The 17,291-nt window shown below is 72.8% G+C and carries 17 protein-coding genes; 9 read left to right on the top strand and 8 right to left on the bottom strand.

Annotated elements, in window-relative coordinates; all coding sequences use genetic code 11:
* Positions 1 to 44: 44 nt before the first annotated feature.
* Positions 45 to 1,817 (bottom strand): acetyl/propionyl/methylcrotonyl-CoA carboxylase subunit alpha, encoded by a 1,773-nt coding sequence (locus ABD998_RS17730; protein ID WP_345442376.1) that lies wholly within the window; start codon positions 1,815 to 1,817, stop codon positions 45 to 47.
* Between the two features lie 78 nt (positions 1,818 to 1,895).
* Positions 1,896 to 2,549 carry a Maf family protein gene (locus tag ABD998_RS17725; RefSeq protein ID WP_345442373.1) on the bottom strand — a complete coding sequence of 218 codons (654 nt, stop codon included), beginning with the start codon at positions 2,547 to 2,549 and terminating at the stop codon, positions 1,896 to 1,898.
* Positions 2,550 to 2,598: 49 nt separating this feature from the next.
* On the opposite strand from ABD998_RS17725, the gene ABD998_RS17720 reads away from it, so the two are divergent.
* Genes ABD998_RS17720 through ABD998_RS17705 form a run of 4 tightly spaced genes read left to right on the top strand, consistent with a single transcriptional unit; the run spans position 2,599 to position 6,844 of the window.
* Positions 2,599 to 3,903, top strand: a complete 1,305-nt coding sequence (locus tag ABD998_RS17720) for a class I SAM-dependent RNA methyltransferase (RefSeq protein ID WP_345442370.1) — start codon at positions 2,599 to 2,601, stop codon at positions 3,901 to 3,903.
* Between the two features lie 30 nt (positions 3,904 to 3,933).
* Positions 3,934 to 4,581, top strand: a complete 648-nt coding sequence (locus tag ABD998_RS17715; protein WP_345442367.1) for a response regulator transcription factor — start codon at positions 3,934 to 3,936, stop codon at positions 4,579 to 4,581.
* Positions 4,581 to 5,837 carry a sensor histidine kinase gene (locus ABD998_RS17710; protein WP_345442364.1) on the top strand — a complete coding sequence of 419 codons (1,257 nt, stop codon included), beginning with the start codon at positions 4,581 to 4,583 and terminating at the stop codon, positions 5,835 to 5,837. The genes ABD998_RS17715 and ABD998_RS17710 overlap by 1 nt, the downstream gene beginning before the upstream one ends.
* On the top strand, positions 5,834 to 6,844 hold the full coding sequence (locus ABD998_RS17705) for a hypothetical protein (RefSeq protein ID WP_345442361.1): 1,011 nt from the start codon (positions 5,834 to 5,836) through the stop codon (positions 6,842 to 6,844). Before ABD998_RS17710 ends, ABD998_RS17705 begins: the two co-directional genes overlap by 4 nt.
* Positions 6,845 to 7,077: 233 nt before the next feature.
* Here ABD998_RS17705 and ABD998_RS17700 read toward each other — a convergent pair whose 3' ends face one another.
* The 5 genes from ABD998_RS17700 to ABD998_RS17680 all read right to left on the bottom strand — a co-directional run bounded on the left by ABD998_RS17700 (position 7,078) and on the right by ABD998_RS17680 (position 11,491).
* Positions 7,078 to 7,293, bottom strand: coding sequence for an acyl-CoA carboxylase subunit epsilon (locus ABD998_RS17700; RefSeq protein WP_345442358.1), 216 nt, complete (start codon positions 7,291 to 7,293; stop codon positions 7,078 to 7,080).
* Positions 7,293 to 8,864: an acyl-CoA carboxylase subunit beta gene (locus tag ABD998_RS17695; protein WP_345442388.1), complete on the bottom strand. Its 1,572-nt coding sequence runs from the start codon at positions 8,862 to 8,864 to the stop codon at positions 7,293 to 7,295. The genes ABD998_RS17700 and ABD998_RS17695 overlap by 1 nt, the downstream gene beginning before the upstream one ends.
* 95 nt (positions 8,865 to 8,959) lie before the next feature.
* Positions 8,960 to 10,081, bottom strand: coding sequence for a 5-(carboxyamino)imidazole ribonucleotide synthase (locus tag ABD998_RS17690; protein ID WP_345442355.1), 1,122 nt, complete (start codon positions 10,079 to 10,081; stop codon positions 8,960 to 8,962).
* A 34-nt stretch (positions 10,082 to 10,115) separates the two neighbouring features.
* Positions 10,116 to 10,676 carry a PH domain-containing protein gene (locus tag ABD998_RS17685; RefSeq protein WP_345442352.1) on the bottom strand — a complete coding sequence of 187 codons (561 nt, stop codon included), beginning with the start codon at positions 10,674 to 10,676 and terminating at the stop codon, positions 10,116 to 10,118.
* Positions 10,677 to 10,723: 47 nt separating this feature from the next.
* Positions 10,724 to 11,491 carry a biotin--[acetyl-CoA-carboxylase] ligase gene (locus ABD998_RS17680; RefSeq protein ID WP_425563009.1) on the bottom strand — a complete coding sequence of 256 codons (768 nt, stop codon included), beginning with the start codon at positions 11,489 to 11,491 and terminating at the stop codon, positions 10,724 to 10,726.
* 116 nt (positions 11,492 to 11,607) lie between these two features.
* On the opposite strand from ABD998_RS17680, the gene purE reads away from it, so the two are divergent.
* The 5 genes from purE to ABD998_RS17655 all read left to right on the top strand — a co-directional run bounded on the left by purE (position 11,608) and on the right by ABD998_RS17655 (position 16,236).
* Entirely contained in the window at positions 11,608 to 12,075 is a 468-nt protein-coding gene (purE, locus tag ABD998_RS17675) for a 5-(carboxyamino)imidazole ribonucleotide mutase (protein WP_345442382.1), read from the top strand.
* A complete protein-coding gene (locus ABD998_RS17670) occupies positions 12,072 to 13,517 on the top strand; it encodes an LCP family glycopolymer transferase (protein ID WP_425563008.1) in 1,446 nt (481 codons plus the stop codon). The genes purE and ABD998_RS17670 overlap by 4 nt, the downstream gene beginning before the upstream one ends.
* Positions 13,514 to 14,527 (top strand): glycosyltransferase, encoded by a 1,014-nt coding sequence (locus tag ABD998_RS17665; protein WP_345442349.1) that lies wholly within the window; start codon positions 13,514 to 13,516, stop codon positions 14,525 to 14,527. Before ABD998_RS17670 ends, ABD998_RS17665 begins: the two co-directional genes overlap by 4 nt.
* A 90-nt stretch (positions 14,528 to 14,617) precedes the next feature.
* Positions 14,618 to 15,484, top strand: a complete 867-nt coding sequence (locus ABD998_RS17660; RefSeq protein ID WP_345442346.1) for an ABC transporter permease — start codon at positions 14,618 to 14,620, stop codon at positions 15,482 to 15,484.
* The gene (locus tag ABD998_RS17655) at positions 15,484 to 16,236 is read left to right on the top strand and encodes an ABC transporter ATP-binding protein (protein ID WP_345442343.1); all 753 of its coding nucleotides are present in this window, start codon (positions 15,484 to 15,486) and stop codon (positions 16,234 to 16,236) included. Before ABD998_RS17660 ends, ABD998_RS17655 begins: the two co-directional genes overlap by 1 nt.
* Before the next feature lie 6 nt (positions 16,237 to 16,242).
* On the opposite strand, the gene ABD998_RS17650 is transcribed toward ABD998_RS17655, so the two are convergent.
* Complete coding sequence (locus ABD998_RS17650; RefSeq protein ID WP_345442340.1) at positions 16,243 to 17,163, bottom strand: glycosyltransferase family 2 protein; 921 nt, start codon at positions 17,161 to 17,163, stop codon at positions 16,243 to 16,245.
* Positions 17,164 to 17,291 lie beyond the last annotated feature (128 nt).

Here is a 17,291-nt window from a genome sequence, read left to right as displayed (position 1 = left end):
CCGGGAACGGATCCCGGGGCCGGCTCGCGGCGTCTGCACTCCCGCTAGGCGATGAGCAGCAGCTGGTGGCCGGCGGACACGGTCGCGCCGGGAGCCGCGTCGATCGCGCCGATCGTGCCGTCCTTGTGGGCGTGGATGGGCTGCTCCATCTTCATGGCCTCGAGCACGAGGACGAGGTCTCCCTTGACGACCTGCTGGCCGTCCTCGACGGCGACCTTCACGACCGTGGCCTGCATGGGGGAGGTCACCGCGTCGCCGGACGCGCCGGCTGCGGCGGATCCGCCGCCGTGCGCGCGACGCGAGGCCGGGACGGCCGCCGGCCGGCCCGCCGTGCCGCCGGGCGCGGCGACGACGCGATCGGGCAGGCTGACCTCGAGGCGCTTGCCGTTGACCTCGACGACGACCGAGTGCCGGCCCTCCGCGGTACGGGGCGCGTCGAGCTCGCCGTCCCATGCGGGGATGTCGTTGACGAACTCCGTCTCGATCCAGCGCGTGAAGACGCCGAAGACGCCGTCCTCCGCCGTGAAGGCCGGGTCGCGGACGACCTTGCGGTGGAAGGGGAGCACGGTGGGCATCCCCGCCACCTCGAACTCGTCGAGGGCGCGACGGGAGCGCTCGAGCGCCTCCTCGCGCGTGCGGCCCGTCACGATGATCTTCGCGAGCAGGGAGTCGAACGCGCCCGAGACCTCGTCGCCGGCCGTCACACCGGAGTCGAGGCGGATGCCGGGCCCTCCGAACGTCTTGAAGACGTGGATGGGGCCGGGCTGCGGCAGGAACCCGCGGCCCGGGTCCTCGCCGTTGATGCGGAACTCGAAGGAGTGGCCCTGCGGGACCGGGTCGTCGTAGTCGATGACGCCGCCCGCCGCGATGCGGAACTGCTCGCGCACGAGGTCGATGCCCGTGACCTCCTCGGACACGGGGTGCTCGACCTGCAGGCGGGTGTTGACCTCGAGGAAGGAGATGGTGCCGTCGGCGCCGACGAGGAACTCGCACGTGCCGGCGCCCGTGTAGCCGACCTCGCGGAGGATGGCCTTCGACGCGGCATACAGGACGGCGTTCTGCTCGTCGCTGAGGAACGGCGCCGGCGCCTCCTCCACGAGCTTCTGGTGCCGGCGCTGCAGCGAGCAGTCGCGGGTCGAGACGACGACGACGTTGCCCTCGGCATCGGCGAGGCACTGGGTCTCGACGTGGCGGGGCTTGTCGAGGTACTTCTCGACGAAGCACTCTCCGCGCCCGAAGGCCGCGATGGCCTCGCGCGTGGCCGACTCGAACATCTCGGGCACCTCGTCGATCGTGCGGGCGACCTTGAGGCCGCGTCCGCCGCCGCCGTAGGCCGCCTTGATCGCGATGGGGAGCCCGGCCTGCTCGGCGAAGGCGACGACCTCCTCTGCCGTGTCGACGGGGCCCGGCGTGCCGGGAGCGAGCGGTGCGCCCACCTTCTCGGCGACGTGGCGTGCCGTGACCTTGTCGCCCAGAGCCTCGATGGCCTCGGGCGACGGGCCGATCCAGATGAGACCGGCCGCCTGGACGGCGCGAGCGAACTCGGCGTTCTCGGCGAGGAAGCCGTAGCCGGGGTGCACGGCGTCGGCACCCGAGCGGCGCGCGACCGAGAGGATCTTCTCGATCTGGAGGTAGGTGTCGGCGCTCGTGGATCCCTCGAGCGCGTACGCCTCGTCGGCGAGGCGCGCGTGGAGGGCGTCGCGATCCTGGTCGGCGTAGACGGCGACGGAGGAGATCCCCGAGTCGCGGGCTGCGCGGATGATGCGGACGGCGATCTCGCCGCGGTTCGCGATGAGCACCTTGGCGATAGCAGGCATGGGTTCCAGCGTAGTCAGGCCCTCACGGCGCCCGTTGATCGACCCTCACAAAGTGCACAGCTTTTCGTGTGCCGATGTCTACGAGGCTGTGCGGTTCCACAGGCTCGTCCACGACACCCCGAGCTCGCGCACGAGGCGCCGGATCGTTGACAGCGACATCCCGACGACGGTCGACGGGTCGCCTTCGACGCGCTCGATGAACGCGCCGCCCAGGCTGTCGACCGTGAAGGCGCCTGCGACGAGGAGCGGCTCGCCCGTCGCGACGTACGCCGCGATCTCGTCGTCGTCCACGTCGGCCGCGAACGACACCGACGCCTCCGCCACGCCGTGCGCCTCCACGGGCGCCGCTCCCGGCGCGACGCGGAAGACGCTGTGGCCCGAGTGCAGCACCCCTGTGCGCCCGCGCATGCCGTGCCAGCGCGCGGTCGCCGCATCCGGCGTGTAGGGCTTGCCGAGGATCTCTCCGTCGAGCTCGAACATGGAGTCGCCGCCGACGACGACGCCGTCGAAGCCGGGATGGAGCGCGCTCACGCGCGCCGCGACATCCGCGGCCTTTCGCCGGGCGAGCACGAGCACGTGCTCGTGAGGGGGGAGCGTGCGCTCCTCGGCGCGTTCGATGGCGGCGATCTCGGCCTCCTCGTCCACGTCGGGTGCGATGGCGATCGGCTCGATGCCGGCCTGACGCAGGAGCATGAGGCGGGCGGGGGACGTGGAGGCGAGGCAGACCTGCATGGCTCCCACGCTAGGCGATGCGCCAGGCGCGGGATGGGACGATGGGGGCATGCAGCCAGGAGACGTCGTCGACCTCGAGGTGACCGGAATCGCGCACGGGGGCGTCTTCGTCGCCCGCCGGGAGGGCATGGTCGTCTTCGTGCCCGACGCCGTCCCCGGCGAGACCCTGCGCGCCCGCGTGACGGAGCAGAAGAAGAGCTTCGCGCGTGCCGAGGCGCTCGAGGTGCTCGACGCCTCGCCTCATCGGCGCCCGCACGTGTGGGCGGAGGCCGACATCGCGCGGGACCCCCGCCGCCGGGTCGGCGGCGCGGATCTCGGCCACATCGACCTCGTCCACCAGCGCGCGCTGAAGGAGCGCGTGCTGCGGGAGGCGTTCGAGCGCTTCGCGGGCGGCGCGGCCCGGGTGTCGGTCTCCGCCGCCGCAGCGGAGGGCGCCGAGGAGACGCCGGACGGCACGCGCTGGCGCACGCGGATCGGCCTCCACGTCGACGCCGACGGGCGCATCGGCCCGTTCGCGGCGCGCAGCCACGAGGTCGTGGAGGTCGCGGGCCATCCGCTTGCGACCGAGGCCGTGGAGCGCGCGGCTCTCGCGCTGCGGGGCGAGAAGCCGGGGCGCGTCGATCTCGTGCACCCCTCGGACGGCGACGTGCGGATCGTGCGCCGCCCCGCGGAGCGGCCGGGCGGCGGGTCGCGCGGTGCGCGTGGCGGTGCGCGCGGGTCGCGCGGTCCGAGCCGCCCCGATGCCGTCGTGCAGCACGTCGCGGGCCGCCCGTTCCGCGTCGAGACGGGCGGGTTCTGGCAGGTGCACAGGCTCGCGGCCGGCATGCTGCACGACGCCGTCTCGGGATCCGTGCGCGAGCTCCTCGCCGAGGGCCTCGTCGCGCCGGACGGGCTGCACCTCGATCTGTACGGGGGCGTCGGGCTCCTCGCCGACGCCGTCGCCGCGGCCGTCGGCGACGGCACCCAGATCATCTCGGTGGAATCGGCCCCTCAGGCGACAGCCCACGCCGCCGAGAACCTCGCGCGGCTCGCCGGAGCGGACGCCGTGACGGCGCGCGTGGAGCGGTGGCTCGCCTCGGCCGTCGTCGACGCCGACGACGACGAGCGCGCGGCGATCGCGCGCGGCGCCGTCGTGCTCGACCCGCCGCGCGCGGGCGCCGGCCGCGATGTCGTGGACCGCGTCGCCGACCTCGGCCCCGCCGCCGTCGTCTACGTCGCGTGCGATCCCGTCGCGCTCGCCCGCGACGCGGGGCTGCTGCGCGCGCGGGGCTACGCGGTCGACGCCGTCTCGGGGCTCGACCTCTTCCCGAACTCGCACCATGTCGAGGCGGTCGCCGTGTTCCGACGCGGATGAGCCGCGCGGGGCCCCGATAGGCTTCTCGGCATGACCCGCGTGGCCCTCATCGACGATCACGAGTCCGTGCGGCTGGGGCTCGAGGCCGCTCTCGGCCGAGACGGGCACGATGTCGTCTTCACGGCGCCCACCGTGGCGGGCTACCTCGCGTGGCGCGCCGAGACGGGAGCGGCTCCCGTCGACGTCGTCCTCCTCGACCTCACGCTCGGCGACGGCACCACCGTCACCGAGAACGTCGTCCGGCTCGCCGACGAGTCGTCCGTCATCATCCACTCCGTCGCCGACCGCCCCGTCGCCGTGCGGGAGGCGCTCGCCGCCGGCGCCGCCGGCGTCGTGAGCAAGTCCTCGCCGCTCGAGGAGGTCCTCGGCGCCGTGCGCACGGTCGCGAACGGCGAGCCCCTCAACAACGTGGAGTGGGCGAGCGCCGTGGAGGGCGACACCGAGTTCGCCGACGCGAACCTCGCCGCGCGCGAACGGGAGGTGCTCCGCCTGTACGCGGCGGGGCTGCCGCTCAAGGCCGTCGCCGACCGCCTCGGGGTCGCCTACTCCACGGCGAAGGAGAACATCACGCGCATCCGCGTGAAGTACACGGAGGTCGGGCGCCCCGCGCCGACGAAGGTCGATCTGCTGCGACGGGCCATCGAGGACGGCATCGTCGAGTCCCCTGCGGAGGGGTAGTGGACGGCGGACGGCGCCAGGACGGGCACGACGCGATCACCGCGGCCTGGTCGCAGCTGCCGCTCCGACGGCACGCCGTCGCCGACATCGGGCGCGGCTTCACGTCGACGCGCATGGAGCGCATCCTCCAGATCGCGGTGGGGCTCGCCTGCGCCGTGCTGGGCGCGCAGGCGTTCGGCACGGCGACGAGCTCCGATCTCGAGCCGCCGCTGCGCACGATCGTGACCATGTCGGTGTTCGCCCTGCTCGCCGTCATGATCGTGCTGTGCGTCGTGGGGCGCGGAGCACGCCACGCGGCCGCCGCGTTCGCGGTCGCGTTCCCCGCGGCGCTCGTCGTCCTCTGGCCGCTCCCCGCTCCCGCTTTCGAGCCGGAGGGCGGCTCGTGGGTGTTCTTCCTGCTCAACGCGGCGCCCGCGGCTGCCGCCCTCGTGTTCCCCCTGCCGTGGCAGATCGCGTGGACGGCCGGCGTGCCTCTCCTCTTCGCCGCCATGCGGCTCACGCGTCGCGGCTTCACGGCGGAGAACTGGCTCTCGTCGATCTACGACGTCTCGCTGGCGCTCATCGTGGGGACGATCGTCCTCGCGATCGTGTGGATGTTCCGGAGCCTCGCCTCGGGCGTCGACGAGGCGCGGGCCGCGGCGATCGCGGAGTACTCCGCCGCCGCCGCCGCCGAGGCGACGGAGCGGGAGCGCGTCGAGGTGGCGGCGCTCATGCACGACAGCGTGCTCGCGGCACTCATCGCCGCAGGGCGGGCCGAGTCGCCGCGCGAGCGGCAGCTGGCCGTGTCGATGGCGCAGGAGGCGCTCACGCGCCTCGCGAACGCGGAGTCCGACGAGCCGGAGGGGAGCGACGAGCCCGTGACCTCCGGGTGGGTCCGCGGCGAGGTCCGCGCGCAGGCCCGTGCCCTCGGCGTCGAACTCGCCGTCGACGGGCCGGATCGCGTCATGCCGGGCATCCCGGGGCGCGTCGCGCGCGCCCTCGTCCTCGCCGCCACGCAGGCCGTGGCGAACGCCGTCGAGCACGCCGGCGGTGCCGGGCTGCGCGCGAGCATCCGCTCGTCGTCGGGGCGTCTGGAGATCGTCGTCGCGGACACGGGAGGCGGGGTCGATCTCGCGGCGATCGCCCCCGACCGGCTCGGCATCCGCGCCTCGATCGTCGCGCGCGTGGCCGCAGTCGGCGGGCGTGCGCGGATCGACTCCGGCCCATCCGGCACCGTCGTCACTCTCGTCTGGCCGGCGGACGGGGACCGCGCATGAAGGTCCGACAGCTGCTCACCGTGCTGGGGGCGGCGTTCTCCGGCTACCTCGCGCTGCGGGGGATCTTCCCGTCGGTGCCCGTCGAGCGCCCGGCGCTCCTCTGGGCGGGGATCGCGCTCTACGCCGGGGCGACCGCGCTCGTCCTCGCGGTGCCGCCGGCCCGCGTGGACGGCCGACGCGGCTCGCCGCTGCCGCATGCGGCAGCCGGAGCCGCCGTCGCCGTGGCCGCCGTGCTGCCGTGGATCGTCACGGCGAGCTCCGATGCGTCATCGCTGCTGCTCCCGCACGTCACCTGGTACGTGGGAGCGGTCGGGGCGCTCATGACCATCGTGATGGTCCGCCGCCGACCGCTGTGGGCGTGGGCGGGCATCGTCGTCCTCGCGGTCGCCGCGACGATCCTCCTCGGCATCGAGCGGGCGCTCGCGTTCGGCCTCGTGGGCTCGGTCATCTGGGTCGGCGTCGGCCAGCTCATGCAGTTCTTCACGGACCGCGCGTACGCCGACACCGTGAAGCTCGCCTCGCTGCAGCAGGCTTCCGCGGCATGGCAGTCGACGCAGAGCGTGCGGCGGCGCGAGCGCAGGGAGCGCGTGCAGTACGCGCTCGCCGTCGCAGCCCCTGTGCTCACCCGGGTCATCTCGACGGGAGGCGCGCTGACAGAGGCGGAGCGGGCATCCGCATGGATCGCGGAGGGGACGCTGCGCGACGAGCTGCGCGGGGCGCGCCTGCTCGACGACGAGGTGCGCGCGGCGATCGCCGTGCTCCGCGAGGCCGGGGCGGCCGTCACGCTGCTCGACGAGGGCGGCATCGACGACCTCGAGGACGACGCGCTCGCGGCGGTGCGCGCGGAGCTCGCCGCCGTCCTGCGCTCGGCCGCCGCGCCGCGTCTCATCGTGCGGTCGTCGCCTCACCCGGCGATCGCCGTGACGGTCGTCGGCCGCGGTTCGGCGGTGGCGGGCCCGGCCGACGACGACGACGTCGCGCTGTGGCACGAGATCTCCCGTCCCTGACCCGCTCATCCGCGCCGGGGACGGCGCCGTCGGGGCACGGGAAAGGCCGGGGGTGATCCTTCACCCCCGGCCGGTGCGGACGGTTACCCGAAAACCGTCCGCGGTGGGCCGGCACTCCATCCACCTACCCTGGAGCGGATGGGGCGGCCAACGCAGAAGCGTTTCCTCCTCCAGTATGGAAAACCCGCAACTCCCTGTCTGTAGGTATTATGGGGGACAAGCGCGGGACCGCGTCAGCCGCGGAAGCGGGCCCACCCGCCCCGGACGAGCGGACGGCGCAGCCGACGCGAGCGCGTCCAGGCGTCGTCCCCGGCCGGCTCGTCCGCGACCGCCGACGCGGCCTCCGCGGCGTACGCCTCGGACACCACCGCGACGAGCGCCGCGAGCTCTTCGTCGGTCGGCGTCCCGCGGACGACGTCGACACGGGGGATCTCGCTCTGCCCGGACATCAGAGCGGGATGTTCCCGTGCTTCTTGGGCGGCAGCTCGGCGCGCTTGCCGCGCAGCGAGCGGAGCGCCTTCGCAACCGCGACGCGCGTCGCCGCCGGCTCGATGATGCCGTCGAGCTCGCCGCGCTCGGCGGCGAGGAAGGGGCTCGCGACGTTGTAGGTGTACTCGTTCGCGAGGCGCGTGCGGACGGCCGCGACGTCCTCTCCGGCCTCCTCCGCCTTCTTCAGCTCGCCGCGGTAGAGGATGTTGACGGCGCCCTGGCCGCCCATCACCGCGATCTCGGCCGTCGGCCAGGCGAGGTTGATGTCGGCGCCGAGCTGCTTGGAGCCCATGACGATGTACGCGCCGCCGTAGGCCTTCCGGAGGATGACCGTGACGAGCGGCACGGTCGCCTCGGCGTAGGCGTACAGGAGCTTCGCTCCACGGCGGATGACGCCCGTCCACTCCTGGTCGGTGCCGGGCAGGTAGCCGGGCACGTCGACGAGCGTGACGATCGGGATGGAGAACGCGTCGCAGAAGCGCACGAAGCGGGAGGCCTTCTCTCCCGCCTCGATGTTGAGCGTTCCCGCCATCTGCGACGGCTGGTTCGCGATGATGCCGACCGTGCGGCCCTCGACGCGGCCGAAGCCGATGACGATGTTGGGGGCGAACAGCGGCTGCACCTCGAGGAAGTCGCCGTCGTCGACCGTGCGCGAGATGACCTCGTGGATGTCGTACGGCTGATTGGGCGAGTCGGGCACGAGCGTGTTCAGCTGACGATCCGCGTCGGTCGTCTCGAACTCGAACGCCGACTCGTAGGCAGGGGCGTCCGCCATGTTGTTGTCGGGCAGGAAGCCGAGGAGCGTGCGCGCGTAGTCGAGCGCGTCGTCCTCGTCCTGCGCGAGGTAGTGCGCGACACCCGAGCGGGTGTTGTGCGTGTAGGCGCCGCCGAGCTCCTCCATGCCCACGTCCTCGCCCGTCACCGTCTTGATGACGTCGGGGCCCGTGACGAACATCTGGCTCGTCTTGTCCACCATGATGACGAAGTCGGTGAGGGCCGGGGAGTAGACCGCGCCGCCGGCCGCCGGGCCCATGATGATCGAGATCTGCGGGATGACGCCCGACGCCGCCGTGTTGAGGCGGAAGATCTCGCCGTACTTCCCGAGGGCGACGACGCCCTCCTGGATGCGGGCGCCGCCCGAGTCGAGGATGCCGACGATCGGCATGCCGCCGCGCAGCGCGAACTCCATGATCTTGATGATCTTGTCGCCTGCGACCTCGCCGAGCGAGCCTCCGAAGGTCGAGAAGTCCTGTGCGTACACGGCCACGGTGCGGCCGTGGATCGTGCCGACGCCCGTGACGACGGAGTCGCCGTAGGGGCGCGAGCGCTCCATGCCGAACGCGGTCGTGCGGTGCCGCACGTACTCGTCGAACTCGACGAACGAGCCCTGGTCGACGAGCAGCTCGATGCGCTCGCGCGCCGTGAGCTTGTTCTTGGCGTGCTGCTTCTCCCTGGCCTTGGCCTCTGCCTGCACGACGGCCTCGTCGTAGCGCGCGCGCAGGTCGGCGATCTTGCCCTGGGTGGTGGACATGTCCGGTTCGGTCACCGTTCCACCCTAGCCGCGGCAGCGCGCTGCGACTTGGAGGGCGCACACAACGCCTGGCGCGGAGGTGTGTGCGCTTCCGCTCAGTCGAAGAAGGCGGCCGCGGCCCGTGCCTCGTAGACGGCGTCGTCGAGCTCGTCGGACACGACGTTGACGTGCCCGACCTTGCGTCCGGGGCGCGGCGCCTTGCCGTAGGTGTGGATCTTCGCGAGCGGGTGGGCGGCCATCGCCGCGGCGAACCGGTCGCTCAGCTCCGCGCCCTGCGGTCCGCCGAGGATGTTGACCATGACGGCCGCGCCGCCCGCGACATCCGGAGCGCCGAGCGGGAGGTCGAGCACGGCGCGCAGGTGCTGCTCGAACTGGCTCGTCACGGCGCCGTCCTGCGTCCAGTGGCCGCTGTTGTGGGGGCGCATCGCGAGCTCGTTGACGAGGATGCGCTCGTCCGTCGTCTCGAAGAGCTCCACCGCGAGCATGCCGGTCACGCCCAGGCCGTCGGCGATCGCGCGACCGAGGCGCGCCGCCACCTCGACGAGCTTCTCGCTCGCGTCGGGTGCGGGCGCGAGCACCTCGGCGCACACGCCGTCGCGCTGGATCGTCTCGACCACGGGGTACGCGACGACCTCGCCGCTCGGGCGGCGAGCGACCTGCTGCGCGAGTTCGCGCCGGAAGTCGACGAGCTCCTCGACGAGCAGCGCCTCGCCCGCGAACGCCGCGAACCAGTCGGCGACCTCGTCGGGCGAGGAGACGACCTTGACGCCCTTGCCGTCGTATCCTCCGCGCGGCGTCTTGACGACCGCCCGCCCGCCATGATCGTCGAGGAAGCGCGCCAGCTCGTCGGGTGCCGACACCGACGCCCAGTCGGGCTGGGGGGCGCCGAGCTCGGCGAGGCGCCGGCGCATGACGAGCTTGTCCTGCGCGAAGCGGAGGGACTCGGGGCCGGGGTGCACGGGGACGCCGGCGTCGACGAGGGCGCGCAGGACGTCCTGCGGGACGTGCTCGTGATCGAAGGTGACGACGTCGACGTCGGCCGCGAACGCCTGCACCGTCGCGGCGTCCGTGTAGTCGCCGACCGCCGTCGCGGCGAGAGCGGCCGACATGCCCTCCGCCTCGGCGAGCACGCGGATCTCGACGCCCAGCTCGATCGCCGGGGCGATCATCATCCGGGCCAGCTGGCCGCCGCCGATCACACCCACGCGCAACGTCATGGGACCATTCTGGCGCATCGGCGACCGGAGCCGGTCACGTCGGCGGGGCCGGCAGGCGGTGGCCGAAGGAGAACCCCTGCGAGTCGCGGTGCGCCTGGATCTGGCTCATCTCCACCTGGTCGGCGAGCACCTCGTGCACGAGGCCCGCGTCGGGCACGTCGCGCAGCACGAGGGGCGCCGAGACGCCGTCGGACAGCGTGATCGTGCCGGCCCCCCACATCCTCTGCCCGAGCCCGCGGCGCAGGCGGATGGCGTAGCCGCGGGCATGTGAGAGCTCGCGGCGGTCACGGGCCAGGAGTCCGTGCGTGACGATGACCCGGCGCGTCGTGATCGTGTACGTGCGCGTCAGCCAGACGACGAGAGGGACGACGGCTCCGAGCAGCACGAGCGCACCGCCCGCGGCGAGGAGCATCCAGTCCTGGAACGGAGCGGGCAGGTTCCCGAGCAGGTAGCCCACGGCTCCCGCCACGACGACGAGGAGGAGCGCCGACCAGACCAGTCGACGCGCGTGCCCGCGCATGCGCGCGACGAGCAGCTCGGCCGCGGGCGCGACGGGCGGCGTCGCGGGGCGGCCGGCGGGTCCAGGCGTGCTCATCCCCCTATTGTGCGCGCCCGGGAGGATCGCACGGGGAGCGGCGCGCGTCAGCGCACGTGCACGACGTCGCCCGCCGAGACGGCCACGGCGCCCTCCGCGGCGTCGACGACGAGGCGGCCGTCCGGCGCGATCGCGGTCGCGGTCCCTCGCAGGGCCCCGCCGTCCGGGAGGGACACCGTCACCTCCCGCCCGAGGGTGACGCACGCGTCGGCGACCTCGTCGCGCACCCCCGACGCGACCGCGTCGCCCTCGGCACGGGAGAGACGGCCGAGCAGGTCGTCGAGCCGTGTCACGTACGCGGCGACGAGGGCGTCGTCGTCGGCCGTGAGGCCGAGTGCCGCGAACGAGGTCGCGGTCGGCACCGGCAGCTCGTCGGCGGCGAGGCGCGTGTTGACGCCCGCGCCCACGACGACCGCATCCTGCGCGGCCTCGGCGAGGATGCCGCAGATCTTGCGGAGGGCGCCGTCGCCGTCCGCGACGAGCACGTCGTTCGGCCACTTCACCCCGACGGCGTGCGCGGGAGCCTGCGCGGCGACGGCATCGCGCATGGCGAGACCGGCCGCCAGCGGTATCCAGCTCCGGGCCGAGAGCGGCAGGCCCGGAACGCGCAGGACGACCGAGATCGCGAGCGCCGCGCCGGGAGGGGCGATCCAGGTGCGATCCAGGCGCCCGCGCCCCGCGCGCTGATCCCGTGTGACGAGGATGCCCAGATGAGGCCATCCGCCGACCCCTCGCACGAGGTCGGCGTTCGTCGATCCCGTCCTCTCGACCTCGACCATCCTGCCCGCGACGGCGCGCGTCCTCTCCCACTCCACGCCCCGACCCTAGCTGTGGGCGGGCCCGCTCGATGTCGCTCCCGGCGATTTCCAGGCGCGCCCCCTAGCCTGGTCGGGTGCTGAACTCGTCTGAAGCGCCGCTCGTCGGCGTCGTCATGGGCTCCGACTCCGACTGGCGTGTCATGGTCGACGCCTCGACCGCGCTCACCGAGCTCGGCATCCCGCACGAGGTCGAGGTGGTCTCGGCGCACCGCACCGTCGACAAGCTCGTCCGCTACGGACGGGAGGCGAGGGGGCGCGGGCTCCGCGCCATCATCGCCGGAGCGGGCGGCGCCGCGCACCTCCCCGGCATGCTCGCCTCCGTCACGGCACTCCCCGTCATCGGCGTGCCCGTGCAGCTCACGACGCTCGACGGACTCGACTCGCTCCTCTCCATCGTGCAGATGCCGGCCGGCATCCCCGTCGCGACGGTGTCGATCAACGGCGCGAAGAACGCCGGCCTCCTCGCGGCCCGCATCCTCGGCGTCGCCGACCCCGCCGTGGCGGATGCGATCGAGGAGTACGCGCGCGACCTCGAACGGCAGGTCGAGGAGAAGAACGCGCGGCTCAAGGGGTCTCTGTGACGGCAGCCGCCACCGTCCGCCCCCGGACCGGGCCGGAATCGCGCGCGCTCGTCGAGACGCGCCCGATGCGGAACCCGGATGCCGCGAACGCGTCGATCATGACGCGGCGCGGCTGGTGGCTCGTGGTGCTGGGATGGCTCATCCCCGGCTCCGCGCAGGTGCTGGCGGGCAGCCGTCGGCTCGGCAGGTTCGGCCTCGGCGCGACGCTCGCCTCCTGGGCCCTCGTCGTCGTGGCCGCGCTCGCGTTCGCGCTGTGGCGGGACGCCGCGCTCACGATCGCGCTCAACCCGTTCGTGCTGCTCGGCATCGCCCTCGTCCTCATCGGCTACGGGGTGCTGTGGGTGCTCCTCGGCATCGACACGCTCCGGCTCGTGCGGCTCGTGCGCACGCGCACGCCGGCTCGCTACGGCATCGCCGTGCTGGCCGTGCTCCTCATGGTGCTCTCCGGCGGCACGGTGGCCTACGCCGCGCCGCGGCTCATCTCCGCGTCGAGCGCCCTCGGCTCGATCTTCGCCGCCAGTGCGCCCGTCGTCCCCCCGAGCGACGGCTACTACAACATCCTCCTCCTGGGTGCGGACTCCGGAGACGGGCGCGACTCCATGCGGTTCGACAGCATCTCCGTCGTGTCGATCGAGGCGGAGACGGGCGCCGTCACGATCACCGGCATCCCGCGCGAGCTGGGCGGCGCGCCGTTCCCCGAGGACAGCCCCATGCACGCGCTGTACCCGGACGGCTTCGAAGGCCATGCCGACGCGACGTGCGGCTGGGACGACTGGATGAACCACGTGCGCCAGGCGGCGGAGGTCTGCCGGGACGACCAGGGGGCCGCGCTCTACCCCGACGCTGCGTCGCAGGGGTCCGCCCCCGGCGTCGAGGCCACGAAGGACGCCGCGGAGGGCGTGACGGGCCTCGAGATCCCGTACTACGCGTTCATCGACATGAACGGCTTCGCCGAGTTGGTCGACGCGCTCGGCGGCGTCACGATCACGGTGGACGAGCGGCTGCCCGAGGGCGGCGGGCCCGCCTACGAGGGACAGCCCGCGGAGGACTGGGCGACCGGCTGGATCGAGGTCGGCGAGCAGGTCATGGACGGCGAGACGGCGCAGTGGTACGCGCGCTCCCGCTACACGACGAGCGACTGGGACCGCATGCAGCGCCAGCGGGAGCTGCAGGAGGCCATCCTGGCGCAGTTCACGCCGGAGAACGTCGTGCAGCGCTTCCAGGACGTCGCCCAGGCGGGCACCGCGATCGTCGAGACGGACATCCCGCAGTCGCTGCTGCCGACGTTCCTCGATCTCGCGGCGAAGGCGAAGGGCCAGGAGGTGACCTCGCTCGAGCTCACCCCGGAGGGGCCGCTCGCGGTCGACCAGGACGCGCCCGACTTCGACGCCATCCACGCGTACATCCAGGAGCTTCTGCACCCCGAGGAGACGACGGGATGACCGTCGCGCTGCGGGTGGTCCTCGACCAGCTCGCGGCACCGGACGACGACGACCTCGCCGAGGCCTCGCGGGGGCTCGCGCGCATGCTCGTGGACGCCGCGCCGTCCGGGTGCGTCGTCGAGGCGATCGCCCCCGCGGGGGCGCCGCTCGGGGTGGAGGGGCTGCGCGCCGAGCACCGCGTGGCACGAGGCCGCCGCGAGCTGCAGATCGCGTGGCGGATGGGCAGGCCGCGCGGAGCAGAGGCCGGGCTCGTGCACTCGCCGACGCTGCTCGCCCCGCTCGCGAAGCACGCGCGGCCTGCGCAGACGGCGGTGACGCTGTGGGGCGGAGAGGCGGGCGGGCTCCACGAGGCGCTGCGTGCGCGCGCGGAGCGGTTCGCCGACGCCGTGATCGTGCCTTCCCATGCGCTCGCGGCGCTCCTGTCGGCGCGCTTCGGTGACCGCGTGCGCGTGATCGCGGGCGCGCCCCCCGAGGGCTTCGGCGTGCCGAGCGACGCGCACGCCCGACGTCGCGACCTCGGGCTGCCGGGGGAGTACCTCGCCGCCGCGTGGGACGACGGCGTCGACGACACGCTGCGGGCCGCGGCCGCGCTCCGACGCGACGTCGTTCTGCTCGGCGCGCCCGACGCGGCACATGCGCACGCCAGGGCGGCGGACGCAGGTCTCGACGCCACGCGGCTGCACGTGCACGGGGCGCTCGACCGAGGCGATCGTGCCGCGGTGCTCGACCACGCGGCGGCCTTCATCGCCGGCGCCGACACGGCGGCGTGGCCGTGGCGCGTCCTCGAGGCGCTCGCGGTCGGGACGCCCGTCGTGGCGCGCGACTCCGCCGTGCATCGCGAGGTCGTCGCGGACGGAGGGCACGTCGTCGCCGTCGACGACCTCGCCGACGCGGTTCGCGCGGTCGACGGCGAGCGCGAGCGGATGGGCGTGCGCGCGCACGATCGCGGGCGTGCGTTCTCGTGGCGCGGCGCGGCGCAGCAGGTGTGGCAGCTGCATGCCGAGCTCTGAGCCCTCGCGGCGGGCTTCCAGGTGCCGGATGCCCGCGGCGATAGGATCGCGTGTGGCTTTTTCCCGGAAGACGAGGCAGGGCGCGCAGCAGTGACGACGATCGATCTGTCGGAGTACGACATCCCGGGCCGCGGCCGCGGCATCCTCGACGTCTTCCGCTGGCGCTACCTCCTGCGCCTCCTCGTGCGCAAGGGCACGGCGACGCGCTACCGCAACTCGGTGCTGGGCTGGACGTGGTCGTACGTCAAGCCGGGCATCCAGTACCTCGTGTACTTCCTCGTCATGGGAATCATCCTGGGCATGGGCGGGCGGACGGAGAACTTCCCGCTCTACCTGTTCGCCGGCATCGTCATCGTGAACTTCTTCAACGAGGGCTTCGGCAACGCGACCAACGCTATCGTCGACAACCGCTCTCTCGTACAGAAGATCTACCTCCCGCGAGAGCTCTTCCCGATCGCCGCCGTCATCGTGGGGTTCATCCACTTCCTGCCCCAGGTGGTCATCCTGCTGGTCGTGTGCCTCTTCTTCGGGTGGGTCCCCTCGTTCGCGGGAATCGGCGCCGCGCTGCTCGGCATCCTCATCGTCGCGAGCATGGCGCTCGGCCTCGGGCTCTTCTTCGCCGGCATCAACGTGCGCTACCGCGACGCGCAGAACTTCGTCGAGGTCATCCGGATGGTCTCGACGTGGGCCTCGCCCGTGCTCTACACGTGGACGCTCGTCGCCGAGCACGTCCGCGGCTGGGCGCTCCACCTCTACATGGTGAACCCGCTCACGGTGGCCGTGGAGCTCTTCCACTACGCGTTCTGGGAGTCGACGGTGTCGGACGCAGGGCACGTCGGCTTCCCCGCCCGCTTCGACCTGTACCTCGTCGCCTCCCTCGTCATCTGCGCCGTGACGCTCGTCGTCGGCCAGTTCGTCTTCCGCCGCTTCGAGCGCACCTTCGCCCAGGATCTGTGATGCCCGACTCCCTCACCGTCACATCGGCCACGAAGCCGTCGATCGTCGTCGACCATGTGTCGAAGCTCTTCCTCAAGCGCAACTCGCACTCCTTCAAGGAGGCGTTCATCGGATGGATCCAGAGGAAGAAGGTGCGCAGCGACGTCTTCACGGCGCTCGACGACATCAGCTTCCAGGTCGGAGAGGGCGAGTCGGTCGCCGTGCTCGGCATGAACGGCTCGGGCAAGTCGACGACGCTCAAGCTCGTCTCCGGCGTGCTCGAGCCCGACGAGGGGCGCGTCTTCACACGCGGCCGCGTCGCGGGACTCATCGAGGTCGGGGCGGGCTTCCACCCCGACCTGTCGGGGCGCGAGAACGTCTACCTCAACGCCGCCATCCTCGGCATGGGCAAGGAGCAGACCGACGAGCGGTTCGACGACATCGTCGCGTTCAGCGAGATCGGCGACTTCATCGACCAGGAGGTCAAGCACTACTCCTCGGGCATGTTCATGCGCCTCGCCTTCGCCGTGGCCATCCACGTCGATCTCGACGTGCTGCTCGTGGACGAGGTCCTCTCGGTCGGCGACGCGCCGTTCCGGCAGAAGTGCTACAGCAAGATCGAGGAGCTGACGGCGAAGGGCGTCACGATGCTCGTCGTGAGCCATGACACGGGCACCGTGCGGCGCCTGTGCAAGCGCGGCATCGTCATCCAGAAGGGCAAGAAGATCTTCGACGGCCCGATCGACGAGGCCGTCGCGATCATCAAGGGCTGAGGGGCGTCAGCCCTTCAGCCGCCGTCGGACCTTCTCGTAGCCGCGCGCCACGAGGTTGAACCTGCCGATCTCGCGGCGGGCCTCCGCCACTTCGGCGCGGATGCCGTTCTCGACCTCGACGAAGCGGCGGTCGATGAACTTCGTGAGGTACAGCACGAGGCCGAGGCCGTGCTCGTCCACGTGCTCGCGCAGCGCCTGGTCGCGGATGAGGGCGTCGTACTTCTCGTGATCGCCGCGCGAGGAGATGACGCTGTTGCCGGCGGCGCCATCGGCTCCCGTGCGCTGGTGCCAGTACGCGTAGGGCGCGTCGCCGAGGTACTCGAGCGGGCCGCGTGCGAGCACCCTGAGGTTGAAGTTCCAGTCGCCCACGACGGGCAGGCTCTCGTCGTAGAGCCCGAGCTCCTCGTGGAGGCTGCGGCGGTAGACGAAACCGATCGGCACGTAGCGGTTGAAGAGCAGCGTGTCGGCGAGCGTGGGGACGGGAAGATGCTCCTGGAAGACCTCGCGGCGCACGGGGACGAGGCGCCCGCCCTGCTCCTCCTCCCAGACGATCTCGATCCGCGAGACCACCCCGCCGCGGTCCGGATGGCCGTCGAGGTAGGTCACGGCGCGCTCGAGGAACTCCGGATGCCACGTGTCGTCGTCGTCATGCAGGACGAGGAGCGGCGCCGTCGTCGCGAGGACACCGGCGTTCGCGCTCACCCAGCGGCCGCGCGGCGCCTCGCTGTGGATGGCCCGCACGCGCGCGCGGTGCTCCTCGGGGAGCGCCGCGATGAGCTCGTCGACGGCGCCGGGAGCGCCGCCGTCGTTCACGACGACCGCCTCCCACTCCGCGAACGTCTGTCCGGTGATGCTGCGGAGCGCCCGCCGCAGGAAGTCAGGGCGGTCCTTCGTGCGGACGACGATGCCGACGACGGGCGCGTCCACGTCAGCGTCCCATGCCGTGGTAGGTCCAGCCGGCGTTTTGCCAGGTGGTGGGGGTGAGGGTGTTGCGGCCGTCGATGATGACGGGGCGGGCGACTTTGGTGCGGGTGAGGGTGGGGTCGAGGTCGCGG

Origin of the sequence: Microbacterium gilvum (assembly GCF_039543865.1) — a bacterium.
In the GTDB taxonomy this organism is placed as follows: Bacteria; Actinomycetota; Actinomycetes; order Actinomycetales; family Microbacteriaceae; genus Microbacterium; species Microbacterium gilvum.
The sequence above is the reverse complement of the archived record's forward strand: the minus strand, read 5'-3'. Positions and strand labels throughout refer to the sequence as shown.